Annotated in this window: 20 protein-coding genes; 18 read left to right on the forward strand and 2 right to left on the reverse strand. The window is 39.5% G+C overall.

The window, feature by feature from the left end; all coding sequences use genetic code 11:
* The first annotated feature begins 187 nt into the window (after positions 1 to 187).
* Entirely contained in the window at positions 188 to 745 is a 558-nt protein-coding gene (locus J4856_RS08630; protein ID WP_025838657.1) for an outer membrane beta-barrel protein, read from the forward strand.
* A gap of 617 nt (positions 746 to 1,362) precedes the next feature.
* Here J4856_RS08630 and J4856_RS08635 read toward each other — a convergent pair.
* Positions 1,363 to 3,726: a mechanosensitive ion channel family protein gene (locus J4856_RS08635; RefSeq protein ID WP_025838656.1), complete on the reverse strand. Its 2,364-nt coding sequence runs from the start codon at positions 3,724 to 3,726 to the stop codon at positions 1,363 to 1,365.
* 186 nt (positions 3,727 to 3,912) lie between these two features.
* Between J4856_RS08635 and J4856_RS08640 the strand changes: the two genes are divergently transcribed.
* The 11 genes from J4856_RS08640 to J4856_RS08690 all read left to right on the forward strand — a co-directional run bounded on the left by J4856_RS08640 (position 3,913) and on the right by J4856_RS08690 (position 16,136).
* Positions 3,913 to 4,803 carry an ATPase gene (locus J4856_RS08640; protein ID WP_025838654.1) on the forward strand — a complete coding sequence of 297 codons (891 nt, stop codon included), beginning with the start codon at positions 3,913 to 3,915 and terminating at the stop codon, positions 4,801 to 4,803.
* A gap of 897 nt (positions 4,804 to 5,700) precedes the next feature.
* Positions 5,701 to 6,051: an NADH-quinone oxidoreductase subunit A gene (locus J4856_RS08645; RefSeq protein WP_025838651.1), complete on the forward strand. Its 351-nt coding sequence runs from the start codon at positions 5,701 to 5,703 to the stop codon at positions 6,049 to 6,051.
* On the forward strand, positions 6,042 to 6,965 hold the full coding sequence (locus tag J4856_RS08650; protein WP_025838649.1) for an NADH-quinone oxidoreductase subunit B: 924 nt from the start codon (positions 6,042 to 6,044) through the stop codon (positions 6,963 to 6,965). The genes J4856_RS08645 and J4856_RS08650 overlap by 10 nt, the downstream gene beginning before the upstream one ends.
* 18 nt (positions 6,966 to 6,983) lie before the next feature.
* Positions 6,984 to 8,558 carry an NADH-quinone oxidoreductase subunit D-related protein gene (locus tag J4856_RS08655; RefSeq protein WP_065367812.1) on the forward strand — a complete coding sequence of 525 codons (1,575 nt, stop codon included), beginning with the start codon at positions 6,984 to 6,986 and terminating at the stop codon, positions 8,556 to 8,558.
* 44 nt (positions 8,559 to 8,602) lie between these two features.
* Positions 8,603 to 9,700, forward strand: coding sequence for an NADH-quinone oxidoreductase subunit NuoH (gene nuoH, locus J4856_RS08660; RefSeq protein WP_025838647.1), 1,098 nt, complete (start codon positions 8,603 to 8,605; stop codon positions 9,698 to 9,700).
* Between the two features lie 5 nt (positions 9,701 to 9,705).
* Positions 9,706 to 10,242: a 4Fe-4S dicluster domain-containing protein gene (locus tag J4856_RS08665; protein WP_025838644.1), complete on the forward strand. Its 537-nt coding sequence runs from the start codon at positions 9,706 to 9,708 to the stop codon at positions 10,240 to 10,242.
* Between the two features lie 12 nt (positions 10,243 to 10,254).
* Complete coding sequence (locus J4856_RS08670; protein ID WP_025838641.1) at positions 10,255 to 10,794, forward strand: NADH-quinone oxidoreductase subunit J family protein; 540 nt, start codon at positions 10,255 to 10,257, stop codon at positions 10,792 to 10,794.
* Complete coding sequence (gene nuoK, locus J4856_RS08675; protein ID WP_025838639.1) at positions 10,791 to 11,099, forward strand: NADH-quinone oxidoreductase subunit NuoK; 309 nt, start codon at positions 10,791 to 10,793, stop codon at positions 11,097 to 11,099. The genes J4856_RS08670 and nuoK overlap by 4 nt, the downstream gene beginning before the upstream one ends.
* 14 nt (positions 11,100 to 11,113) lie before the next feature.
* Complete coding sequence (locus tag J4856_RS08680) at positions 11,114 to 13,168, forward strand: NADH-quinone oxidoreductase subunit 5 family protein (RefSeq protein WP_025838638.1); 2,055 nt, start codon at positions 11,114 to 11,116, stop codon at positions 13,166 to 13,168.
* A 4-nt stretch (positions 13,169 to 13,172) separates the two neighbouring features.
* Positions 13,173 to 14,684, forward strand: a complete 1,512-nt coding sequence (locus J4856_RS08685) for a complex I subunit 4 family protein (RefSeq protein WP_025838637.1) — start codon at positions 13,173 to 13,175, stop codon at positions 14,682 to 14,684.
* A 12-nt stretch (positions 14,685 to 14,696) separates the two neighbouring features.
* Positions 14,697 to 16,136, forward strand: a complete 1,440-nt coding sequence (locus J4856_RS08690; protein WP_025838635.1) for an NADH-quinone oxidoreductase subunit N — start codon at positions 14,697 to 14,699, stop codon at positions 16,134 to 16,136.
* 1,166 nt (positions 16,137 to 17,302) lie between these two features.
* Here the strand turns inward: J4856_RS08690 and J4856_RS08695 are convergent.
* On the reverse strand, positions 17,303 to 17,704 hold the full coding sequence (locus J4856_RS08695) for a DUF3127 domain-containing protein (protein WP_025838633.1): 402 nt from the start codon (positions 17,702 to 17,704) through the stop codon (positions 17,303 to 17,305).
* Positions 17,705 to 17,912: 208 nt separating this feature from the next.
* On the opposite strand from J4856_RS08695, the gene dnaN reads away from it, so the two are divergent.
* From dnaN to J4856_RS08725, 6 genes are all read left to right on the forward strand, one after another.
* On the forward strand, positions 17,913 to 19,037 hold the full coding sequence (gene dnaN / locus J4856_RS08700; protein WP_025838631.1) for a DNA polymerase III subunit beta: 1,125 nt from the start codon (positions 17,913 to 17,915) through the stop codon (positions 19,035 to 19,037).
* Positions 19,038 to 19,129: 92 nt separating this feature from the next.
* Positions 19,130 to 19,984 carry a 3'-5' exonuclease gene (locus J4856_RS08705; RefSeq protein WP_025838629.1) on the forward strand — a complete coding sequence of 285 codons (855 nt, stop codon included), beginning with the start codon at positions 19,130 to 19,132 and terminating at the stop codon, positions 19,982 to 19,984.
* A 4-nt stretch (positions 19,985 to 19,988) separates the two neighbouring features.
* Positions 19,989 to 21,200 carry a bifunctional phosphopantothenoylcysteine decarboxylase/phosphopantothenate--cysteine ligase CoaBC gene (coaBC, locus tag J4856_RS08710; protein WP_025838627.1) on the forward strand — a complete coding sequence of 404 codons (1,212 nt, stop codon included), beginning with the start codon at positions 19,989 to 19,991 and terminating at the stop codon, positions 21,198 to 21,200.
* The gene (gene porD, locus J4856_RS08715) at positions 21,166 to 22,062 is read left to right on the forward strand and encodes a type IX secretion system protein PorD (RefSeq protein ID WP_172823687.1); all 897 of its coding nucleotides are present in this window, start codon (positions 21,166 to 21,168) and stop codon (positions 22,060 to 22,062) included. Before coaBC ends, porD begins: the two co-directional genes overlap by 35 nt.
* Positions 22,063 to 22,124: 62 nt before the next feature.
* A complete protein-coding gene (gene recN / locus J4856_RS08720) occupies positions 22,125 to 23,795 on the forward strand; it encodes a DNA repair protein RecN (RefSeq protein WP_065367810.1) in 1,671 nt (556 codons plus the stop codon).
* Positions 23,796 to 23,816: 21 nt separating this feature from the next.
* Positions 23,817 to 25,499, forward strand: a complete 1,683-nt coding sequence (locus tag J4856_RS08725) for a tetratricopeptide repeat protein (RefSeq protein ID WP_065367809.1) — start codon at positions 23,817 to 23,819, stop codon at positions 25,497 to 25,499.
* Positions 25,500 to 25,535: the final 36 nt, after the last annotated feature.

Consider the following 25,535-nt stretch of genomic DNA (forward strand, 5'->3'; position numbering starts at 1 on the left):
AGGTGAACGGACAAGTATTTAACCTACATTTACATAATTAGGGTGAAACTTGTTTTTAAAATTTGGTTGTTTAAATTAAATCACTTTACTTTGCACCTAGAAAATGTGTCCATTACTGCTAAATAGCGGTTTACGGCATAAGGTAAAAAGAAGATATAATTCAGTATTAATTTAAAAGTTTTCTATTATGAAAAAGATTTTATTGTCATTTGCTGTAGCATGTGTATCACTTGCTGCAAGCGCACAGGGTTATGTTGGTGGTAGCGTAGGTATTGCTTCTTCTAAGACAGATGGTGCTGATGCAGTTACAACTTATCAGTTCCTCCCAGAAATTGGTGTTAATCTTGATCAGAATTGGTCAATTGGTACAGTTGTTGGTTGGGGTAAAGGTAATCCTGTTCAATATGAGGGAGAATCTCGTAACTATTTCAAGCTTGCACCATACGCACGTTACACTTTCGTACGTTCTAAGTATGTAAATGCTTTCGTTGATGGTGGTTTTGGTTATACTCATTATAATCACGCACATCAAGGCCCACTTGCAGCTTCTATTAATGAATGGGAAGCTGGTTTGAGACCAGGTCTTGCTGTTAATCTTAGCCCAAAGGTAAGTTTTGTAACTCACATTGGTTTCGTAGGTTGGAAGTCTGTTAAAGCTGATGTAAGTGGTGCTAAGGCAAATAATGTTTGGGGTGCATCTCTTAATGGTAACGACATCACCTTCGGTGTTTATTACAACTTCTAAAGAGATCATCTGAAGAAATTTAATATTTAAAAGAGGGATATACATCATGTATCCCTCTTTTAATGTAATTAGAGTAATTCTTAGATGCAAATTTGTCAATATTTCCCCTTCTTATTAAGTCTAATCAATACTCTGCTACATCTCAATTAATCCTTACTTGTCTTTTAAAAGATGCCCTTATGACCTCTTATTAACGCCCTTTTAAATGCTAAACAAACATCTTCTACTTCTGTAATATATAATTTGTTGATTTTATGATAGTTATAAGCATCTTTGAAAATCGTATTCCTGAGTTGTTTTAATTAAAATCTATGTTGTTATTCTGTAATGTTTTTTCAGAATAATAGATGTTGATATATGCTGAAATAACAAGTAGTAAGTTTGTTATTACATACTTAATCATCGTTTCAAACGTTGAATTGCATTCTCTCCAATAATATATAGCTTGGAGTTTGCCCTTCGCACCATATGTGCTAAGTCTCAACACAATCGTAGGAAAGGGTAAAAGGCTTATAAGCATCATCATATATATGACGAAATAAGCCTATTCAGACTAACAAGATGGAGTGTATTTTGCCTACCTATAGTCCTTCTACCAAAGTAAATAGGCTAATGTGTTAGTTTTCTTGTTGATGCTTAATTGTAATTTCACGCTGTGGGAATGGGATTTCAATGCCGTTATTGTTCAGCGTGTCATAGATACATTCCATAACAACTGATATATCATTTGTCTGTGTTAACACGTTCAGCCAAACAAGAATCTTCAGTGTAATACAGCTATCGTCGAAGCTTTTAAGTCTGACAATAATATCCTTATTTTCATTAGTGATACCAAGTTTAGCGATCGCATCTATAAGAAGCTCTCTTACTTCTTTTACATTAGTGCCGTATGCAACGCCTACTTCAATAACTCCCACTTCATAACCATCGTTCTTAGTCATGTTTTTATAGTTCTTAGTGAAGAGTTGTGAGTTTTGAAAAGCAATTGTTGAACCATCGAGCGCATCAATCACTGTTGAAGTATAGTTGATAGAACTAACCTTACCACGTATGCCATCACAGATAATGTAATCGCCAATCTTGATACGTCCTGCCATCAAAGAGATACCATAATAGATATTCTCCAGAATATCCTTCATGGCAAAACCGATACCTGTTGACAGACCACCTGTTACGACTACAAGCCATGTACTGCTAACTTTGAATAAGCCAAGTGTAATCAATAACCAAGAACCCCATACAATTACCTGCAATACATTAATATACATCGTAGCACGTGCTTCGGCTGTAGATGGATCATTGCGTTTTAGATATAACTTAATAGCATCTCGAATTGTTAAGTTCAAATAGTTAAAGATAAACCATAAGATAGTTACAATAGCTATTGAGTAAACGCTAATCTGTATCTTATCTGAATCAATGAAGTTAGTGCGGAACAAGTTCCAAGTTAAGCCACTAAGATTGAATACATCTGTTGCCCAGTAAATAGCAATGATAAATGATATTACCAAGGCTGTTGGAATGAGGACAATATCAATGAATCGAAGGAACCAAACCTTATAGGGCGATAGCTTCTTTATAGGATGTTTTTCTCTGTACTGGTTTAGATAATCTTTAAAGAAAGCGATTGTAAGAATACAAGCTAACTGCATTGACCACCAGATTATTACTTGTACAGCTAACATTGTGTATCCTATCCAGGCACTTATCAGTGAGAAGATGAATACAAACTGAGAGATATAGGCAAAATTCAAGTCGTAGCGTGGTACCAATTTGTGATACTTATAAATCATTCTTGCCTGCCACAAAGTGTCAATGAGCAATAATGGTGTGAACAGCAGTGTTATGACAGAGCTTGGAAGCATAACAATACGGAAAGTTATGACAAAGAAGCCTATCATGATGAGAGGATAGTAAATGCGGTAAGCATTATGTGTTTGTGAACCCTCTACACGCAAGAGTAAAGATGCAAAGATTACAGACAGCATCCATGTATATTCCAATAACAGACTGCACGCCATGTGTACGAAGTTGGAAGGTGAGAACAATCGGATAACCACAAGTATGATGCTAAATGTGACAACAGACGCAAGCATAATAATACAAGTACGCTTGGCGAGGAATGCTTGACTCTTCTGTTCGAATCGATTGGTCTTCATGACTCTTGTAACAAGGAATCGGATACTCAGATAGTTGATGAGAATGGCTATCAATCCATAGAGTATAATCATAGTGAAGAGGGTGATAATCCATTTTACATCCCACTGTGATACTATAAGACTATTTGGTGAGTACTTCTCAGAGAGTAAAGTTTTCATCTGACTAATCTGAAAACCAAATGTCTTGAGAATCCTATAATAATTGTTCCCAGCGTTTGTAAAGATACCAGACTGAATCTCGTCGTATCGTTTTTGTGCGTATGCATCGAGTGCCTGCAACTGGTGCTGGCTGTATCTGTAGAACTGGATGTACTCTTGATAAGAGTCACTGCGTTCCTTTAACATTCTTCGAATACTAACGGCAAGGGTCAAACATACATTACGATTAGTCTTCATTTCAGGAGTAAGGCCAAAGGTGTACATAGTGCTTAGAACGTTGACAAGTGAATCGTAACGCGCTATTTCTTCATTACTTTCTGTAATGAGATCATGGAAAGGTCGAGTCTGTGTTTGGAAGTCTCTCCATAGCTCTGTTGCTTGTTGGCAAGCATAGGTAAGGTCAAAGATGTTGTCAGTCTTCTGTGAATAAAGCATCAGTGAGACTTGCGCAGATTTTTCTCCAATTTCCTTAAGCTGATTAGTTACTTTTTCTGTAACATATCTTGAATTATTCAGCTGTTTCGTCTGCTCGAGATGCTGTTCAATTAATTCATGGCGTAACACCTGAAGTGAGTTTCTTAATGAATCTTCTTGTAATACTGCATTTGCAGGAAGCATCAGAGTGAAAAGGAAGATTGTGACGAAGAATAGCTTTTTGTGCATGTCTGTTTTATTGTAAAGAATATTTCTGATGTTGATTTCAATTTGTGCAAAGGTACGGAAAGTTTGTCATTTAGACCTCCATGGGAATGTAAAATGATACTAAAGATGTGTTTACGTATGCTTTTCTTTGGTCATAAGATTTATAAATAAAAAAAAAACTGTAAGTTTGCACGAAAAAAACATCTTATGATACTAATAGCCGATAGTGGAGGTTCAAAGACTGATTGGGCATTGATGACTTTGCCAACAAATACACATAAGTTTGTTCTGAAAGTCCGGACGCAAGGAATTAATCCATTCCATCAGTCCAAGGAATTTATCTTGAACACGTTAGAACAAGAACTAATGCCGGCATTAATCAATGCAGCCAACCCAAGTAAGATCTTTTATGACCAGTCGGATATAGCCGAAAAAGTTTCAAAAATAGCTTTTTATGGAGCAGGATGTACTGAAATGCTATCACAGATTGTGCGTGAAGCCTTGACAGCTACGTTCCCTTCTGCTTCAATAAAAGTGGAAAGTGATTTGTTAGGAGCAGCTCATGCCGTTTGTGTTCGTAAGGCTGGCATTGCTTGTATTTTAGGGACTGGTGCCAATAGTTGTCAATATGATGGTGAAAAGATTGTCGCAAATGTTCCACCTTTAGGTTACATCTTAGGAGATGAAGGCAGTGGTGCCGTACTAGGAAAGCTACTACTCAATGGCATATTTAAAGGTGATTTACCTGTAGAGATACGTGATTTGTACTTACAGTGGAGTGGACTAACTTATCCAAAAATCATTGATAAGGTTTATCGCCAACCACTTGCAAATCGCTTCTTAGCCAGCTGCTCAAAGTTTATAAAAGAGAATTTGCAATACGCCGAATTAGAATCTTTAGTAATGTTTAATTTCGATAGTTTCTTTCAGAAGAACATCTTGAAATATTCTGATTCCTCTATTCGCTCTATCTCGGCTGTTGGAGGTATTGCGGCAGCTTTTGAAGATCAGTTAAGAGCATCTGCTTCTCGTTTTGACTATCAAGTCAACAAGGTGATAGCTTCGCCAATTGATGGACTGATAGAATACTATTCTTAATGCTCTTTATTAGTTAGTGTGGGTAATTTACTCTCGATTGAGTTATAAAAATGTTTTTAACAAAGACTTTATGTGTTGGTTTAGTGTATTTCAATAATTATCAGATTTACAATGTCCTTCCCACGACTTCTTCCTACTCAGGATTGTGTCATCGTGACGCTTGTCCTCCGCACATGTGGTGCTAAGCCTCCGCACACTATGTGCTAAGCCTCCGCACCATAAGTGTTAAGCCTCCGCACCACATGTGTTGTGTATCAATACAACAGCAGTTGATGGTAAGCTTATACATTCATAGTACTAATAAAGCTCATACACCATTCTATCTTATTGATAGAGATGAATATAAGCAATTTCTATTTGACCTCATTCATTAGCTGTAATACGCAATGTTTTGGATAAAAAGATTAGCAAACTTCTTTAATCCCTTAATACTGTAACACAAGGTATGGGTCCTATATCATATTGTATGGTTTTAAGATTCTTGTTTCGCTTGTAAACTTTTGATCCAGGAACGCTAATACCAAACAGAAGAAACAAGTTCCTGTCATATTTACAATCGATACCTATTTTCAGAGTTCAAACATCTCACATGCTTTGTAATAGCTCCTTCTTACATTATTAATCTTTCCTGTTGTGATAGTTTGTGGAGCATAGCATCTCAGAATTAGGGTAGGTCACCTGAGATCAATGAAAAGAAACCTCATAGCATTAGAAAATAGCTTACTTTGGGGTTGATAGTTAAGTTTTACAAAGTTTGTAAAGTAGAGTTTGCAAAAAGTGGTATTTTTTCTACTTAATTTGTGCACGTTATCAAATTATTTTGTATCTTTGCACACGTTTTAAAACATATTTTCTTAGAGCAAGATTGCACAATTAAATTATAGCTATATAAAGTTTATGTATTTCACACTTTTTGTTACCGTTTTGATAACGGCCGCATTCTTGGTAGTGGCAGCTTATGCTATTGCTAAGTGGATTGGTCCGCGTTCATACAATCCGGCGAAGGGTGAGCCTTATGAGTGTGGTATTCCGACTTTTGGAACCTCTTGGTTGCCAGTACATATCGGTTACTATCTCTTTGCTATCCTCTTCTTGATGTTTGACGTGGAGACTGTTTTCCTCTATCCATGGGCTGTTGTTGTAAAAGCATTTGGACCTCTCGCACTAGCTACGATTGGTTTCTTTATGCTGGTATTAGTATTTGGTCTTGCATATGCATGGCGGAAAGGAGCACTTGAATGGAAATAAGAAAGCCAAAAATCAAGTCTCTTCCATACAATGAATGGAAAGACAACGACACGCTTAGCAAGATGGCAAGCGAACTGAATGATGGTGGAACTAACCTTGTTCTTGGTAATCTAGATCAGCTAATCAACTGGGGTCGAAGCAACTCTCTTTGGTCATTGACTTTCGCAACATCATGTTGTGGTATTGAATTTATGTCTGTTGGTTGTGCCCGTTACGATTTCTCTCGCTTTGGTTTTGAGGTAACTCGTAACTCACCACGTCAAGCTGACTTAATTATGTGTGCTGGTACTATCACTAATAAGATGGCCCCAGCTTTAAAACGCCTTTATGATCAGATGGCTGAGCCAAAGTATGTAATTGCTGTTGGTGGTTGTGCTATCTCTGGCGGTCCATTTAAGGATAGTTATCACGTCATGCGTGGTATCGATGAGATTATTCCTGTGGATGTTTATATCCCTGGTTGTCCTCCTCGTCCAGAGGCTATCATCTATGGTATGATGCAGCTTCAGCGCAAAGTAAAAGTTGAGAAATTCTTCGGTGGTGTTAACCATAAGCAGACTTCCGAAGAACGTGAACTGGGCAAGAGTAATTCTGAACTTATCTTCGATGAAAAGTTAGGAATACGTCCAGAGGAAATCAAAGAAAAGCGTGAGGCTGCTTGGGACGCATTAAAAAATCCTGCTCCAAAGCCTGCGCGTCCAGTGGTGAAACCAACTGCAGCTGCGAAACCTGCTGATGCCCCGGCTAAGGTAGATGCTACTGTTACTCCTTCTACAGAATCTAATTCTCCTAAGAAAGAGACGATTGTCGTTAACCAACCTGTAACAAAAGAAGATGTTGAGAAGTTGGGTAAGGAAATTGATCAGATAGATGCTGCAAGCAAGACTACGGACGAGACTTCTACTAACAATTAATATATAAGGTACGCGAGAATGAAATTAGAAAATAAAGAATTCAGTTTTGATAGTTTTGCTTCAGAAATGGCAAAGCTAAAGAATGAGAAGCATTTCGATTACCTTGTAACTATTGTCGGCGAAGACTTTGGTGTAGAGGAAGGGCTTGGATGTATCTATATTCTTGAGAATACAAATACACATGAGCGTTGTTCTGTAAAGCAGCTTGCAAAGAAAGTAGGAGAAGAGTCCGTTATCCCTTCTGTTTACAACATTTGGGCTGATGCCGATTTGTTAGAGCGTGAGGTTTATGACTTCTATGGCGTTAAGTTCCTCGGTCATCCAGATATGCGTCGTCTCTATTTGAGAAACGACTTCCAAGGATATCCTATGCGTAAGGATTATGATATGAGTCCTGAGAAGAATATGTATACCACGGAAGATGACATAGAACTTGATACAACAACAGAGTGGAATCTTAATGACATTGGTGAACTTGTTGAAACACAACATCCGCTGTTTACTGATGATAACTTCGTTGTGAATATTGGTCCTCAGCACCCATCTACTCACGGTGTGCTTCGTTTGCAGACGGTATTGGATGGTGAGACTGTAACCAAGATTTATCCACACTTGGGTTATATCCATCGTGGTATAGAGAAGCTTTGTGAACAATTCACATATCCACAGACCTTGGCATTGACTGATCGTATGAATTACTTGTCAGCAATGATGCATCGTCATGCGCTCGTTGGCGTTATTGAGGAAGGTATGGGGATTGAGTTGTCAGATCGCATCCTCTACATCCGTACAATTATGGATGAGTTGCAGCGTATTGATAATCACCTCCTTTATACTTCTTGCTGCGCTCAGGACTTGGGTGCTCTCACAGCTTTCCTTTATGGTATGCGTGATCGCGAACATGTACTGAACGTAATGGAAGAGACAACGGGTGGTCGTTTGATTCAGAATTACTATAGAATAGGTGGCTTGCAGGCAGACATTGATTCGAACTTCGTTTCAAATGTAAAGGAACTTTGCAAATACCTACGTCCTATGGTTCAGGAGTATTTGGATGTCTTTGGTGATAATGTAATTACACGTAAGCGTTTCCGTTATGTAGGTGTAATGGATGAGCAGGATTGCATCAGTTATGGTGTGACAGGTCCTGCTGGTCGTGCAAGCGGTTGGAAGAATGATGTACGTAAGAACCATCCATACGCAATGTATGACAAAGTTAACTTTGAGCAGATTACCTTGACACATGGCGACTCTATGGATCGTTACTATTGTCATATTCAGGAGATTTATCAGAGTCTTAATATCATTGAGCAACTCATCGACAATATCCCTGAAGGTGAATTCTATATTAAGCAGAAACCAATTATCAAGGTTCCTGAGGGACAATGGTACTTCTCTGTCGAAGGTGCAAGTGGAGAGTTTGGTGCTTATCTGGATTCACGTGGTGACAAGACAGCATATCGTTTGAAGTTCCGCCCAATGGGATTAACACTTGTTGGTGCTATGGATAAGATGTTGCGTGGTCAGAAGATTGCCGATTTGGTGACTACAGGTGCCGCCCTCGACTTTGTTATTCCTGATATTGATCGCTAACAAGGTTATCATTAAAGTAATCAATTAAGAATTAAAATCATACTATGTTCGATTTTAGAATAGTAACAACATGGTTCGATGAGTTGCTTCGTGTCACTTGTGGCTTAAGTAACTTTTGGACCGTTCTGATTGAGTGCGTTGCAGTGGGCTTGCTAATTCTTCTTGCTTATGCGCTACTAGCAATTGTACTTATCTTTATGGAACGTAAGGTCTGCGCCTACTTCCAGTGCCGTATCGGTCCTGTGAGAGTAGGATGGTGGGGTACCTTACAGGTCTTTGCCGACGTATTGAAGATGTTGATTAAGGAAATCTTTGTCGTTGATAAGGCTGATAAACTGCTTTATTATCTGGCTCCTTTCCTTGTAATCATTGCATCTGTCGGTACATTCTCTTTCCTTCCTTGGAATAAGGGAGCTCATATCCTTGATTTCAATGTGGGTATTTTCCTTGTAACAGCCATTAGCTCTATAGGTGTTATTGGTGTGTTCATTGCGGGATGGGGTAGTAATAATAAGTATTCTGTCCTTTCTGCTATGCGTGGTGCCGTCCAGATGATTTCTTATGAGTTGTCATTAGGCATTTGTTTGATTTCAGCTGTTGTTTTAACTGGTACAATGCAGATCTCAGGTATCGTTGAAGCACAGACTGGACCTTGGCAATGGCTGATTGTACAGGGACATATCCCAGCTATTTTGGCCTTTTTAGTATTCTGTGTATCTGGTAATGCAGAGGCTAACCGCGGTCCGTTCGACTTAGCAGAGGCTGAGAGTGAGTTGACAGCAGGTTACCATACAGAGTATAGCGGTATGGGATTTGGTTTCTACTATTTGGCAGAGTACCTTAATCTTTTTGTTGTATCAGGTATCGCAACGACTGTATTCTTAGGCGGTTGGGCTCCTTTAAACATTGGATTAGAAGGCTTTGATGCTGTTATGAATTATATCCCAGGTATCGTTTGGTTCCTCGGTAAGACTTTCGTAGTAGTATTCTTACTGATGTGGATTAAGTGGACATTCCCACGTCTCCGTGTCGATCAGATTCTTAAATTAGAGTGGAAGTATCTTATGCCACTTTCATTGGTTATCCTCGTGTTGATGACCGTGTGTGTAGCAATGGGTTGGACATTCACTATTAATGGTTAAAGAGAATGGAAGATAAAAAACAATCATATTTTGGTGAGGTCGGGAGCGCTATCAAGACACTTGCTACAGGTATGAAGGTGACTATGAAGGAATACTTCACACCTAAATCTACCGAGCAGTATCCTGAGAATCGCAAGACAACTCTTCACGTCGCCAAGCGTCACCGTGGCCGTTTGGTTTTCAAGCGTGACGAAGAAATGAATCATAAGTGTACGGCATGTACAATGTGTGAGAAAGCTTGTCCTAATGGTACCATAAGGATTCTTTCTGAGATGGTTACCAATGAAGAGACAGGTAAGAAGAAGAAACAGCTCGTTGATTATGAGTATGACTTAGGTGATTGCATGTTCTGTGAGTTGTGTGTTAATGCTTGCAACTTCGATGCAATCGAGTTTACGAATGACTTCGAGAATTCAGTTTTCGATCGTTCAAAGTTAATTCTTCACCTAGACAAAGAAGTCTATGAAGGCGGTTCATTGCCTGGACTTATTGATGGTGGTGCTGACTGGAAGGTTGGAACATTCAATACTAAAAAGAAATAAAGGTTTAGAGATATGGCAAGATTAATTATGTTTGCGGTTCTCGCCGTTATTATACTGGCTTCGGCCGTATTCTGCGTATCGACGAAACGTATCATGCGAGCTGCGACAGCATTGCTGTTCGTACTCTTTGGCGTTGCAGGTCTCTACTTCCTGCTAGATTATACCTTCCTTGGTGCTACCCAAATCAGTATTTATGCTGGTGGTATCACAATGATGTACGTTTTTGCAATCCAATTGGTAAGTAAGCGTACATTACAGGGACTCTCTGAACGTTGGTTTGGAAAGCATACTTTGCTTGCAGCCTTCATTGCTTTAGTAGGTTTTGGAACAGTAATCTTAGTTTTCTTGAAGACTGAAGTTCTGCGTCACGCCGCTGTGAGTGGAGATGCTTTATCTAACGAGATTACAATGGAAACCATTGGTAAAAACTTGATGACAGCTGAAAAGTATGGTTATGTTCTCCCATTCGAGTTCATCTCTCTTTTCCTTTTGGCTTGTATCATCGGTGGTTTGGTAATTCTAAATATCAAAAAGAAGGAGGAAAGCAAATGATACCAGTAGGATATTTCTTTGTCCTTAGTGGACTGTTGTTCTTCATCGGAGTATTTGGTTTTGTAACTCGTCGCAACCTTGTTGCAATGCTAATCTCTGTAGAGTTAGTTCTCAATAGTGTAGATATCAACTTCGCTGCATTAAATCGTTTGCTTTATCCTGATGGATATGAGGGTATGTTCTTTACACTCTTCTCTATTGGTGTAAGTGCTGCCGAATCAGCTGTTGCACTCGCTATTATCATCAATGTTTACCGTCATTTCCACAGCGATCAGGTGAACAGTATTGAAAATATGAAATTATAAAGAGAGAAACAAATATGTTTGATTACGCATTTTTAATACTTCTTCTCCCGTTCCTAAGCGCTATTGTGCTTGGCTTGTTCGGAATGAAGATGCCTCGCAAGGTCGCTGGTATTATCGGCACCTGTATGTTGGGAACACTATTTGTGCTTAGCCTCTACACTGCATATCATTATTTCTTCTATACTGGTGAATATACAGCAATGGGCGAGACCTTTAACGTAACTAATGGTCGTTTAGCAAATGGTACATACCCAACTGTTACTGTTTTCAACATTACATGGTTGAAGTTTACTGAACTTTTGACATTTAACATAGGTTTCCGTCTTTCTCCAATCAGTGTAATGATGCTTATCGTCATTACTACTGTCAGCTTGATGGTTCACATCTATTCATTCGGCTATATGGCTGAACGTGATGAGAACTATAAGTTTGAAGAATATGAACATGGTTTCCAGCGTTTCTATGCCTATCTGTCACTCTTCACGATGTCAATGCTAGGACTTGTTGTTTCAACTAACATCTTCCAGATGTACTTGTTCTGGGAGTTGGTAGGTGTATGTTCATATCTTTTGATTGGATTCTATTATCCCAAGCATACTGCTGTACATGCCAGCAAGAAGGCGTTTATTGTCACACGTTTTGCTGACTTATTTTTCTTGATTGGTATTTTGTTCTTTAGTTTCTACGTAGGTACATTCAACTATGACCTCAGTGTTAATCCTGGTCTTACTGAAACATTGAAGGGCTTAGCAAGTAATCCTGCGTTAACTTGGGTATTACCAACTGCACTTTTCTTAATGTTTATTGGTGGTGCTGGTAAGTCTGCAATGTTCCCATTGCATATTTGGTTACCAGATGCGATGGAGGGTCCAACACCTGTATCTGCTTTGATTCACGCTGCTACGATGGTTGTTGCTGGCGTATTTCAAGTTGCATCATTGTTGCCTATCTATGTACAGTTTGGTGCGCAGGAGCAACTCCACTGGATTGCTTGGATTGCAGCGTTTACTGCTTTCTATGCAGCAGCAGTAGCTTGTGCTCAGCGTGATATTAAGCGTGGTTTGGCATTCTCTACTATCTCACAGATTGCTTACATGCTTGTTGCACTTGGTGTTTGTTTCTATGACAGCAAGCATGGTTCATTCAATAGCGCAGAATATCTCCACCACGGTGGTCTCGGTTATATGGCTGCAATGTTCCACCTCTTCACTCATGCAATGTTCAAGGCTTTGCTCTTCCTTTGCTCTGGTGCTATTATTGTTATCATTGGTAGCAACTTCAAGGATTATATGGGTGGTTTGCACAAATACATGCCAATTACTAATATCTGTTTCTTGATTGGTTGTTTGGCAATTGCTGGTATTCCTCCATTTGCAGGTTTCTTCTCAAAGGATGAGATTATCTCAGCATGTAATGCACTCCCTGGTGTAGAAGGACAAGCTTTGAAGTGGATTATGACACTCGTAGCTGGTATGACAGCATTCTATATGTTTCGTCTCTACTACGTCATTTTCTGGGGTGAGTCTTACTATGAGCAGGACCCAGAGAATCGTCGTCGTCCACAGGAAGTACCATTCGTAATGTGGGGTCCATTGGTATTCCTTGCAATTATCTCTATTACGGCAGGTTGGATTCCATTTGGTCACTTTGTAAGTGCTAATGGTCTCAGCTATGATATCCACCTTGACTGGAACATTGCTACAACCAGTATTATTGCAGCAGTTATCGGTATTGCTCTCGCAACTTGGATGTACATGGGTAAGAAGCAACCTGTTGCTGATGCTTTGCAGCGTACCTTCCCACGTTTGCACAAGGCTGCCCTCAACAGATTCTATATTGACAACGCATGGCAATTCTTTACTCATAAGATTGTTTTCCGTTGCTTCTCTATTCCTATTGCATGGTTTGACCGTCACGTTATTGATGGAACTTTCAACTTCATGGCTTGGGGAACACAGGAGGCTGGTGAGTCTATCCGTTCATGGCAGAGTGGCGATGTCCGTCAGTATGCCATCTGGTTTATCACTGGTGCAGTAGCATTAACATTAGTATTACTTTGCTTGATTTAAGAAAATGAGTTGGATATTAACTGTATTTGTAATTATCCCCGTCCTGATGCTTTGTGGCCTTTGGGTTGCCAAGAATGATAATCAGGTACGCGGCGTGATGGTAGCCGGCTCTACGGCACTTTTGATAGGTGCTATCTGGCTGACCGTTTATTTTGTTCAGCAGCGCAACGCAGGTAATCATGATGCGATGCTGTTGACAAACTCTGTCATGTGGTTTAAGCCTCTAAATATTGCCTTTTCGGTAGGTGTAGATGGCATCTCTGTCGTAATGATTCTGCTTTCTGCAATCATTGTTTTCACAGGTACTTTTGCCAGCTGGCAGCTTGAACCAATGAAGAAGGAGTACTTCCTTTGGTTTGTACTCTTGTCTTCAGGTGTATTTGGCTTCTTCATCTCTACGGATATGTTCACTATGTTCATGTTCTATGAGGTAGCACTTATTCCTATGTACCTCCTCATCGGTGTATGGGGTACAGGTCCAAAGGAGTATTCTGCGATGAAACTTACTCTGATGTTGATGGGTGGTTCTGCACTTCTGGTACTCGGTATCCTTGGTATCTATTACTTTAGTGGTGCTACCACAATGGATGTGATAGAGTTGGCTCGTATGCATGCTATGCCAAAGAATATTCAGAACATCTTTTTCCCATTGGTATTTATCGGTTTCGGTGTTCTTGGTGCTTTGTTCCCATTCCATACATGGTCACCTGACGGTCATGCTTCAGCCCCTACTGCTGTGTCAATGCTCCACGCAGGTGTGTTGATGAAGCTTGGTGGTTATGGCTGCTTGCGTATTGCAATGTTCCTTATGCCTGACGCCTTGGAGATGTGGGCACCTGTATTCCTTGTATTGACAACAATCTCTGTAGTGTATGGTGCACTTTCAGCTTGTGTACAGACTGACTTGAAGTATATCAATGCTTATTCTTCTGTCTCTCACTGTGGTATGGTACTCTTCGCTTTAGTTATGACCACACAGACAGCTATTACAGGTGCAATCCTTCAGATGCTTTCACATGGTTTGATGACAGCCTTGTTCTTTGCATGTATTGGTATGATTTATCACCGTGCAGGAACACGTGATGTTCGTTACCTTGGAGGTCTTATGAAAGTTATCCCATTCTTGGCTGTGTCTTACGTAGTAGCAGGTCTTGCTAACCTTGGTTTACCAGGTTTCTCTGGCTTTGTTGCCGAAATGACAATCTTTATTGGTTCATTTGAGAATGCAGGTACATTCCATCGTGTAGCAACAATCATTGCTTGTACAGCAATTGTTATCACGGCTGTTTATATCTTGCGTGTTGTAGGAAAGATACTCTTCCAGAAAATTCCAAATAAGAAGTTCTTCGAGTTGCATGATGCTACATGGGACGAGCGCTTTGCTATCGGCTGCCTAATCTTCTGCGTTGCAGGTTTAGGTTTATGCCCGCTCTTCTTTGAGAATATGATTATGGATGCGGTTCATCCTATCTTTAATCACATTATCACATATATACCAAATTTGGGTAATCTTTAATAAACTGGCGAAATGAATTATAGTGATTTCTTTAAGATGCTTCCGGAGGCAAGTCTTGTTGCCATCCTGATTGTTTTGTTCGTTGCTGACTTTGCAACGGCAAAGACTGAAGAACGCAAGTGGTTCAATCCGCTGGCTTCAGTACTCTTGCTTCTGAACACATTTGTGTGCCTCTGTCCTATGGAGTCACAGAGTTTGTTCGGTGGTATGTATGTAACAAGTCCTTCTGTTGATGTTATGAAGGCTATACTCTCTATGGGTACCTTTATCGTTGTCATTCAGAGTCGTGTTTGGGCCGCAAAGAGCGGTAAGGAAGCTGAGTTCTACATGCTTATTGTTTCAACACTGCTTGGTATGTTTGCCATGATGAGCGCTGGAAACTTTGTTATGTTCTTCCTTGGTCTTGAAATGGCTTCGGTCCCAATGGCATGTGCTATTGCTTTTGACATGTATCGTAAGAACTCTGCAGAAGCGGCTGCGAAGTTTATCTTGACCGCAACTTTCTCAAGTGGCGTGATGCTTTATGGTATCAGCTTCCTTTATGGTCAGTTCGGTACACTTTACTTCGCTGACATTGCTGCAAGAATGGAGGCTACTCCAATGGTTGTGATAGGGCTCGTGTTTTTCTTTAGTGGTCTTGGATTCAAGATTTCTCTTGTTCCATTTCACTTCTGGACAGCTGATACCTATCAGGGCGCACCAACAACCGTTACTGGTTATTTGAGCGTAATCTCAAAAGGTGCTGCAGCTTTCACATTGTTGAGTATTCTCTTCCATGTCTTTGGTGGTATTATGGAGTATTGGCACGTTTTGCTGATGATTGTTGTTGTTCTTTCAATTACCATTGCTAACCTCTTTGCCGTTCGTCAGAATGAGTTGAAGCGCTTCATGGCGTTCAGTTCCATCTCACAGGCGGGTTACATTATGTTGGCAGCTGTTGGTAATAATTGGGCAAATTCCGTTGCTGCTCTTAGCTACTATATATTGATTTATGTTGTTGCAAACATGGCAGCCTTCACAATCATCTCTGTTGTTGAACAGAACAATGGCGGTAAGACCAATATCGATGATTACAATGGATTCTACCAGACCAACCCGCGTCTGAGCTTTTTGATGACCTTGGCGATGTTCTCACTCGGAGGTATTCCTCCATTTGCAGGTATGTTTTCTAAGTTCTTCATCTTCATGTCAGGTGTTAATGGTGCTGACATTAACACGACGATGGGCGCATGGGCATATGGTGTTGTTTTCATTGCATTGCTCAACACCGTTATCTCACTCTACTACTATCTCAAGATTGTAAAGGCAATGTATATTGTTCGCACAGACAATCCGTTGCCAACCTTCAAGAGTGATTGTAACACTAAGTTTGCGTTGGCTATTTGCATGGCTGGTATCGTCCTCTTCGGTGTATGCAGTTTTGTATATGACTGGATTGCAGCTGCAGTCTAATAGACGCTACATTATTAGTTAAGTAATATGAATCGCCTAAGGATCTATTTAGATTCTTAGGCGATTTTGTTTTAGTGGCTCTATAACGAATTGTGTGGGTAATTCGTCATAGAACCTAAAAATATTGTCAAAAATATAGCCTCCAACGAAACACAACCCCAAATTGACCTTAGTTTTAATACGTTTAACTCACATTAAAATCCTACCCTTCCATATACAGCAATGGTATTAATCCTTCGCACATGTTGTGCATACCATCCGCACCACATGTGCTAAGCACCCGCACCACATGTGCTGAGCATCCGCACCACACGTGCGGAATATCAACACACAACCCACACGATTCGTTATTGAACCTTTATTTTATTTGTATATATAAAGCATATCACAATCATAATCATAATGCTTTCTACTTTGGCATAGTTAGCATTTTCTTTCTTTGCCAACGTCCCCTTGTTTAATAGCTCTATTGCTGAACGTAAGAAGACGGATTAATCTATAGATTGAAAGGGCTTTGAACTAAACGAGATTTCAAATGTCATCTCATACTAATCGTTGCATGATAACCTTTATTTTTGAACAGTATAGCTTCCTACCATACAAACTACTAAACAACCCTCTGGTTAACTTTACTTTTGCAACGCTTTTCACACAATGCATTTCCTATGGTACATAATCTTAGTGGTTATAATCTTCCGCACATGTTGTGCATACCCTCCGCACCAATAGTGTCAAGCCTCCGCACAACGTGTGTTAAGCCTCCGCACTAAAGCAGTAGAAAGTCAGCACAACAACAGATGTTGGTATATAATCACAAGTAAAGTAATAATTATGACCTTAAAGTTATCCGACCTCATTGTATTAGTATTAGGTTTAATTTCCTGTCACTCATATCAATAGTTGTCGTGAATTTAATTGTTGTATCACAGAAAAATATGAGAACTGTTAAAAGTGCCAGCAACTAAAAATTAAAATAATCTTGTTTAAGGTAAAATATCTGTCTTATTTGGTATTATTTATTATTCCAAGGCTTAGAAGGGGTTTTATTACTAGGTTTTGTACTTCTATTTCCCAATCTTATCCTCCTAAATCAAAGTCTCATAAAACAAAAAACAGACTCGCTATACTAGAGAGTCTGTCAGTTTATTTTGAAATTCACAATTCTGTTAGAATGGTAAATCGTCAGTAGAATTTTCATCTGTCTGTGCAGGAGGGAATGGAGTCGCCTGTGGTGCAGATGGTGTTGGCTGTGGTGTAACAGGAGCTGCTGCAACAGGTGCGCCAGCCATGGCAGCTGTAGCATCTACACGCTGAATGTTCCATGCACGAATATTGTTAAACCAACGGCCATTGTATTCATGTGCGTCAATGTCAAAGCTAACATTAAGCTCTTCACCAGCCTTTATAGCGAACTGCTCAATTCTATCAGCACCAAAGACGTTGAAAACCATTTTCTTTGGGTACTGGTCGTGTGTCTCAATCACATATTCTTGTGACTTCCATGGTCCTCGAGCTGAAGTTCCTTCACGTGGAGGAAGGACTGCAATTACTTTTCCTTGTAAATCCATTTATCTTACTTGTTTTGGTTATTTTAATACTTTGTTCTGTTTGCGAAATTACTAAAATAGTTCTAAAAACCGAAACTTTTATACTTAATTTTTGTTTTTCACATCCCTTTTTTGTATTTTTGTACGATGAAGATGAAAGCTGTTATGGACTTGTTCCATTCATTGAATACATATATAGTAAACAGAATATTAACTAAAATAGATACTAATGAGATTTAACCTTTCAAGCACTGCATTGAGCAGCCGGTTGTTAACTCTCTCTCGAGTAATCAATAGTAAGAACTCTCTGCCTATCTTAGATTGCTTCTTATTTGAAGTTCATGATGGTCAGCTTACTATTACCGCATCAGATAGTGAGAATGTCATGCGCGGAACATTGAATCTTGAGAGCTGTGAAGGTGAGGGTGATTTTGTGGTAAACCATCATACGATTCTTGATGCTGTGAAGGAATTGCCAGAACAGCCATTAACATTAGATGTAAATCTTGATGAGATGAACATTTATGTAACCTATCAGAATGGTTCTTATAACTTCCCTATCCTCGGTGCTGACGAATACCCTAAGGCTCAGCCAATATCCGACAATGCCACAACCATAATTTTTCAGGCTGATAAATTATCTGATAGCCTGATTCGCTCTCTTTTTGCAACAGCGCAGGATGAGCTCCGTCCAGTGATGAATGGTGTTTATTTCGATTTAAAGGATGATGGTTTAGCAGTTGTTGCTAGCGATGGTCATAAGCTTGTTAAAAATAAGATCTTTTCTATAAAGAATGATGTTCCTGCATCGTTTGTTCTTCCTAAGAAGCCAGCTTCATTGTTGAAGAATGTTCTTTCAAAAGATGGTGGTGATGTTGTTATTCGATTCGATGAGCGTTCAGCTGAGATTTCTTTTGCTGAAGGTAATCTTGCTTGTCGTTTGATCGAGGGGAAATATCCTAATTATAATAGTGTTATTCCCCAGGACAATCCTCATCAGCTAACAATTGATCGTAAGTCATTGATTGGCGCATTACGCCGAGTGTTACCTTTTGCGAGTGATTCTTCACAGCTAGTTCGTTTCCATGTCTCAACAGGTCAGTTGGAACTGAATGCTGAAGATATCGATTTTGCAACAAGTGCTAAAGAGAGTGTTACTTGTGAGTATGGTGGTATTCCTATGAGCATTGGTTTCAAAGGCTCAAGTATGCTTGATATTTTGAACAACCTTGAGTGCGATGATATTATCATCCAATTGGCTGACCCATCACGTGCTGGTGTAATCGTACCGGGTGTTCAACCAGAGAATGAGGATATCCTTATGCTTATTATGCCGATGCTTTTGAACGATTAAATAACATAATCAGATTTTTTGGGGAGGATGGCTGTGTATCTTCTATATAGCCACCCTCCTTTTACATTATATATAGGGTTATACATAAACGTATGAAGCTGAATTTGACAAAGCCTCTGATTGTTTTTGATTTGGAAACAACGGGACTTGACCTTGTAAATGATCGTATCATTCAGATTTCTTACATCAAGGTTTTTCCAGATGGAAAGGAAGAGAGAGAGAATATATTTATCAATCCAGAGAAGCCGATACCTGCTGAAGTAACCATGTTGACGGGTATTTCAGAAGCGGATGTAGCTGATGCCCCCACTTTTAAACAGAAGGCAAAGGAATTAGCCGAAAGGTTTTTTGGTTGTGATTTCGCAGGCTTCAATTCAAATCGTTTTGATGTGCCTATGTTGGCTGAGGAGTTTCTACGTGCAGGTGTTGATTTTGATTTCTCTAAATGTCGTCTAATTGATGCACAGAATATCTATCATAAGATGGAACGCCGAAATCTTGCTGCTGCATATAAATTCTATTGTGGCAGAAAGATGGAAGATGACTTTGAAGCTCACAGAGCTGATCAGGACACTGAAGCTACTTGGCGTGTGCTTCAGGGTGAACTTGAAATGTATGCACTTGAAAAACATGACGAAGATGATCGTGTGTTAAACAACGATATGGATGAACTTGCAGAATTTTCTCGTATGAATGATTTTGTCGATTTTGCAGGTAGAATGATATGGCGTGATATGACCAATAAAGATGGAAAGCAAATTTTGACTGCTGATGGGAAACCACGTCGCCATGAAGTATTTAACTTTGGTAAGTACAAAGGTTGGGATGTTGCGGAGGTGTTACGTAAAGATCCAGGTTATTATAGTTGGATGCTTGCAAGTGACTTCACCTACAATACAAAACAGGTTTTGACACGTATTCGTCTCAGAGAGTTTAATAATAAATAAGATAATGCTGAAAGGAAAGAAAATAGTTTTAGGCATAACTGGCTCTATTGCAGCATATAAGAGTTGTCTTATCATCCGAGAGCTGATAAAGAGTGGGGCTGAGGTACAAGTAGTCATCACGCCTGCAGGTAAGGAATTTATCACTCCTATCACACTGTCTGCATTGACTCATAAGCCCGTTGTCAGTGGGTTCTTCTCGCAAAAAGATGGTACGTGGAATTCACATGTTGACCTAGGATTATGGGCAGATGCAATGGTTATTGCTCCTTGTACTGCAGCAACATTGGGTAAGATGGCTAATGGTGTTGCTGACAACATGCTTATTACTACATATCTTTCAATGAAAGCACCCGTATTCATTGCTCCCGCAATGGACTTGGATATGTATAAGCATCCTTCAACACTCAAAAACATAGATACTTTGCGTAGCTTTGGCAATCATATTATTGAGCCCGGGAATGGATATCTTGCCAGTGGTCTTGAAGGAAAAGGGAGGATGGAGGAGCCTGAGAATATTGTTAGAGCTTTGGATAATTTCTTCTCATGTTCTGTCGAACTTCTGTCTTATACAGAAGATTTAAAAGATAAAAAGATTCTTATAACAGCTGGTCCAACATACGAAAAGATTGACCCTGTACGTTTTATAGGTAACTATTCGTCAGGTAAGATGGGATTTGCTCTCGCTGAAGAATGTTACCGACGTGGAGCAAAGGTTGTACTCATAGCAGGACCTGTAAACCTTACTTGTTCAAGCGGTATTCATCGCATTGATGTTGAAAGTTGCATGGAAATGTTTGATGCCGCAGTTGGGGAATTTACGGAATGTGATGCTGCAATACTTTGTGCTGCAGTTGCTGACTTTCGTCCAGAGGTGGTTGCGGAACGAAAAATTAAACGTAAGGGTGACGATTTGTTATTAAAACTGAAACCTACGCAAGATATTGCTGCAACCATAGGTGGTATGAAGAGAGATAATCAACGTATAGTTGCTTTTGCTTTAGAAACGAATGAAGAAGAGAGTAATGCGCAAAGAAAGTTAGAAAAGAAGAATGCGGACTTTATCGTGTTGAATTCAACGCGGATTCCTGGAACGACTTTCCAGGCAGATGATAACCAGATAACGATTATCAATAAAGAAGGTAAGAAGAGTTATGCTAAGAAACCAAAGACAGAAGTGGCTCATGATATTATTGATGAGCTTGTTGCTATTCTCTAACAGAAAGCTATCTGCACAAGAATTAAACGCAAAAGTAACCATGAATCATAATCAGATTCAGGGTACGGATGCTTCTGTCTTTGAGAATTTACAACAGACGTTGGAACAGTTTATTAATACGCGTCAATGGACTCATTATCAGTTTCAAAAAAATGAACGCATAAACTGTAATTTTAACATTACCATTAGCAAATATGATCCAAGTAACAACCTCTTTACTTGTACTGCTTTGATACAAGCAAACCGTCCTGTATATAATGCGGCTTATAGTTCAACACTCTATAATAATCAAGATGCCGATTTTAATTTCACCTTTGCTCAGTTTGACCAAATTGAATTTAATGAAGAGAATGTTGATAATCAGCTAACCGCTCTTATCGCTTATTATGCATATCTTATTATTGGATTAGATTTGGACTCTTTTTCTCCTATGGGTGGGGAAGACATCTTACAACGATGTATGATTCTTACTAATAATGCACAAAATCTTAATTTTACGGGATGGAAAGCTTTTGATAACTCTCGTAATCGTTTTGCTATTATCAATGATTATCTTGATGGTGCCATGAAGCCTTTCCGACAATTGCAGTACGACTATTACCGAACAGGTTTGGATGAAATGGCTAACAATGCAGAACGTGGTCGTACAAACATTACAGCAGCCTTGGAAAATGGATTAAAGAAAGCACATGAGAACCGTCCGATAAGTATGCTACCACAAATTTGGACAGACTACAAGAAGGACGAGTTGGCTAATATATATAAAGGCAAAGGAACACAAAAGGAAAAAGAGATGGTTTATGATATTCTATTAGGTATCAATGCCAGTCAGAATATTACATGGGATAAAATAAAACAATAGTAATCTCATTATAGGATAGAGCTGTCCCTCTGCTTTAACTTTACATATTATAAGACAAATATATGCTGAAACATCTATATATAAAGAACTACACATTGATTGACCAATTGGATATTGCTTTTCACTCAGGTTTCTCGGTGATTACTGGTGAAACGGGAGCGGGAAAGAGTATTATCTTGGGTGCAATCGGATTGTTATTGGGTAATAGAGCTGATAGCAAACAGATAAAGCAGGGGGAGAAGAAATGTACGATTGAGGCACATTTCGACCTCTCTAACTATGGCTTTGAATCCTTCTTTGAAGAACAAGATATTGATTTTGAACCTGAAGACACAATTGTCCGTCGTGAACTAACGGCTACAGGAAAGTCACGTGCCTTTATCAACGATACGCCTGTATCACTGCAAATGATGCGTGCATTGGGTGAACAGCTTATAGATATTCATTCGCAGCATCAAAATCTGTTGCTACAGAAGGATGACTTTCAGTTGAATGTTGTGGATATTATTGCTCAAGACAATAAGGAATTATCTGCTTATCGCTCGACTTATCAAGACTATAAAGAATCTGAAAGACGTCTTTCTGACATGAAAGAGAAGATTTCCAAAGCACAGGAAAATGAAGAATTTATGCGTTTTCAGTTCAATGAATTGGAGACTGCTAATCTAATTGAAGGAAGACAAGAAGAACTTGAGCAAGAAAGTGAAACTCTCTCTCATTCAGAAGATATCAAAACGGCTTTCTATGAGGCAGATAATCTTTTGAATGATGACGACAATGGAGTTATCCGGAAGTTAGGACAATGTCTGGATAGTCTTGGCAATATCGAGAAGGTATATCCTAAAGCACAAGAAGTCGCACAGCGTTTGTCATCAGTACATATAGAACTGAAAGATATTGCAGGTGAGATTGGTAGTGAAGTTGAGAATATTGACTTTGATCCTTCTCGATTAGATAGCATTAATCAGCAGCTTGATTTGCTGAATACACTTGAGCAGAAGTATCACGTTTCTACAGAGAAAGAACTCATCGAGATACGTGATGACATTGCTAATCAGCTAAAGAATATTGATAACAGTGATGAAGAACTGGATTTACTTGAGCAAGAAGTGAAGACAAAACTTACTGTTTGTGAAAATCAAGCAGAGAAGTTGACCGCACTCAGGCGTAAGGCTGCTAAGATTGTTGAGGAACAGATGAGTAGCCGACTGATACCATTGGGTATTCCGAATGTTAGGTTTAAAGTTGATTTGTCACTCAAGCCTTTGTCAATAGATGGTGCTGATAAGGTCCAATTCCTTTTCTCTGCCAATACAAGTACGGCTATGGAGCCTGTTGCACAGGTAGCGTCTGGTGGTGAGATTGCTCGTGTAATGTTGTCATTGAAGGCAATGGTAAGTGGGGCAGTGAAGCTGCCAACAATTATCTTTGACGAGATTGATACGGGTGTTAGTGGTAAAATTGCTCAGAAGATGGCACTTATTATGCAAGAAATGGGCAATAATAATCGTCAAGTGATTTCCATTACTCACCTCCCACAGATTGCTGCTTTGGGCAGTTCACACTATAAGGTTGAGAAGGAGGAGACGACAGAAGGAACGCGTAGTCACATGCGTGAACTGACTCAAGAGCAGCGTGTGAATGAAATTGCACAGATGCTTTCGGGTGCTGATGTCTCTGATGCAGCTTTACAGAATGCTCGTGAACTATTAGATTTAAGTATGAAGAAATAAAATACCTTACAAAAATATACAATGAAAGAAATAATAAGCATGAAACTGAAAACTTTAATTTTGACCATTGCCCTTATATTGGGTGTCTTTACGAATATCTCTGCTCAACCTGGTGCGGTTAAGAAGGCTGCAGATGCTGCTTTTACATTAACAACCTTTAAGGCAGATGGCAGTATCTTGGCAACATCTAATGGCGTATGCATTACTACTGATGGTATTGCGATAAGTCCGTGGAAACCTTTTGTCGGAGCAGAAAAGGCTGTTATTATTGATGCAAAAGGTCAGAGACACGAGGTGGAGTGTCTGCTGGGTGCCAATGATATTTATGATATTGTTAAGTTTCAAGTGACTGGTAAAACTGTTGCAGCGCCATTGGCCACAGTTGTTGCTGCCGGTGAAGAAGCATGGGTAACTCCGATATTAAAGAGTGGTAATGCAGAGAGGGCTGATGTTTCTAGTGTTGAGAAGTTCATGGACAAGTATAATTATGCAATCCTGAAGTCATCAGCTACTGATAAGTTGAATGGTGCACCAGTCGTTAATAGCAAAGGACAGGTTGTCGGTTTGTTTAATATATCAGGTGACTTACAGAGTGCAACAGATGTAAACTATGCAAAAGACTTTGTGCTAAAAGGGCTTTCACAGAATGATGTTACACTTCGTCAGAGTGGTATTCGTATAGGTTTGCCTAACACGACTGAAGAAGCTGTTGTTGCCTTGATGCTCTCATCGGAGAAACCGACTAACGTTCACGAGGCTGTTGTTAATGAGTTTATCACCAAGTTTCCACAAACTAACGATGGATATTATGCTTTAGCGAACATACAAATCGCCAAAGGCGAGATGGCTAATGCTGACAAGACTATGCAGACAGCTATCGGGAAAGTAACAGCGAAGGATGAAGCGCATTATAACTATGCTCGTCTTATCTATCGTTTTGTAGTTACTCATGAGACTGATGAAAAAACAAAATCTCTTGGATGGACGCTTGACAAAGCTTTAGATGAAATAAAAAAGGCTCAATCTACTAAATCAAATGATGCTTATCGCCATCTCCAAGCACAGATAACCTTTGCAAAAGGCGATTATACAAAAGCGTATGAAGAGTTTGAGGCACTGACAAAGACGAAGTTTAATAATCCTGAACTTTATTTAGAGATGGCGCAAAGTCGTCAGCATTTGGGGGCTAATGACCAAGAGATTCTTGACTTACTTAATAAAAGTATTGAAATGTGTGATACACCATACGTATCTACTTCTGCACCATATTTCTATACACGTGGCCAGCAGTTAGAGAAGATGGGTGAGTATAGAAAGGCAGTACAGGATTATTATACCTATGAATATTTTAATCAAGGACGTCTTGGGGCTGCTTTTTATTATATGCGTGAACAATGTGAGATAAAAGGCCGTATGTGGCAGCAAGCGCTGCAGGATATTCTGATCGCTTCTCGACTGGAACCAAAAGAAGCTTTATATCCGACAGAGGCCGGTAGCCTTCTGTTACGTCTTAACAAAATAGATGCAGCTATCAGTGCTGCGCAACAAGCGCTTCAACTCGATGCCGCTTCACCCGATGCCTATCTTATTCTTGGTATTGCGCAATGTGAAAGTAAGCAGAAAGAAGAAGGTCTTAAGAATATTCAAAAGGCTAAGGAACTTGGCAACACGCAAGCTGATACCTTCTTGCAGAAGTACAAATAAATTTACCAGATAGGTTTATTGTCACAAAATTTGATG

This window comes from Prevotella scopos JCM 17725 (assembly GCF_018127785.1).
Classification (GTDB): domain Bacteria; phylum Bacteroidota; class Bacteroidia; order Bacteroidales; family Bacteroidaceae; genus Prevotella; species Prevotella scopos.

What these genes read in the sequence shown, in the direction of transcription:
- J4856_RS08630 (WP_025838657.1), top strand. Translation starts at nt 188, where the DNA reads ATGAAAAAGATTTTATTGTCATTTGCTGTAGCATGTGTATCACTTGCT.
- J4856_RS08635 (WP_025838656.1), bottom strand. Translation starts at nt 3,726, where the DNA reads ATGCACAAAAAGCTATTCTTCGTCACAATCTTCCTTTTCACTCTGATG.
- J4856_RS08640 (WP_025838654.1), top strand. Translation starts at nt 3,913, where the DNA reads ATGATACTAATAGCCGATAGTGGAGGTTCAAAGACTGATTGGGCATTG.
- J4856_RS08645 (WP_025838651.1), top strand. Translation starts at nt 5,701, where the DNA reads ATGTATTTCACACTTTTTGTTACCGTTTTGATAACGGCCGCATTCTTG.
- J4856_RS08650 (WP_025838649.1), top strand. Translation starts at nt 6,042, where the DNA reads ATGGAAATAAGAAAGCCAAAAATCAAGTCTCTTCCATACAATGAATGG.
- J4856_RS08655 (WP_065367812.1), top strand. Translation starts at nt 6,984, where the DNA reads ATGAAATTAGAAAATAAAGAATTCAGTTTTGATAGTTTTGCTTCAGAA.
- nuoH (WP_025838647.1), top strand. Translation starts at nt 8,603, where the DNA reads ATGTTCGATTTTAGAATAGTAACAACATGGTTCGATGAGTTGCTTCGT.
- J4856_RS08665 (WP_025838644.1), top strand. Translation starts at nt 9,706, where the DNA reads ATGGAAGATAAAAAACAATCATATTTTGGTGAGGTCGGGAGCGCTATC.
- J4856_RS08670 (WP_025838641.1), top strand. Translation starts at nt 10,255, where the DNA reads ATGGCAAGATTAATTATGTTTGCGGTTCTCGCCGTTATTATACTGGCT.
- nuoK (WP_025838639.1), top strand. Translation starts at nt 10,791, where the DNA reads ATGATACCAGTAGGATATTTCTTTGTCCTTAGTGGACTGTTGTTCTTC.
- J4856_RS08680 (WP_025838638.1), top strand. Translation starts at nt 11,114, where the DNA reads ATGTTTGATTACGCATTTTTAATACTTCTTCTCCCGTTCCTAAGCGCT.
- J4856_RS08685 (WP_025838637.1), top strand. Translation starts at nt 13,173, where the DNA reads ATGAGTTGGATATTAACTGTATTTGTAATTATCCCCGTCCTGATGCTT.
- J4856_RS08690 (WP_025838635.1), top strand. Translation starts at nt 14,697, where the DNA reads ATGAATTATAGTGATTTCTTTAAGATGCTTCCGGAGGCAAGTCTTGTT.
- J4856_RS08695 (WP_025838633.1), bottom strand. Translation starts at nt 17,704, where the DNA reads ATGGATTTACAAGGAAAAGTAATTGCAGTCCTTCCTCCACGTGAAGGA.
- dnaN (WP_025838631.1), top strand. Translation starts at nt 17,913, where the DNA reads ATGAGATTTAACCTTTCAAGCACTGCATTGAGCAGCCGGTTGTTAACT.
- J4856_RS08705 (WP_025838629.1), top strand. Translation starts at nt 19,130, where the DNA reads ATGAAGCTGAATTTGACAAAGCCTCTGATTGTTTTTGATTTGGAAACA.
- coaBC (WP_025838627.1), top strand. Translation starts at nt 19,989, where the DNA reads ATGCTGAAAGGAAAGAAAATAGTTTTAGGCATAACTGGCTCTATTGCA.
- porD (WP_172823687.1), top strand. Translation starts at nt 21,166, where the DNA reads ATGATATTATTGATGAGCTTGTTGCTATTCTCTAACAGAAAGCTATCT.
- recN (WP_065367810.1), top strand. Translation starts at nt 22,125, where the DNA reads ATGCTGAAACATCTATATATAAAGAACTACACATTGATTGACCAATTG.
- J4856_RS08725 (WP_065367809.1), top strand. Translation starts at nt 23,817, where the DNA reads ATGAAAGAAATAATAAGCATGAAACTGAAAACTTTAATTTTGACCATT.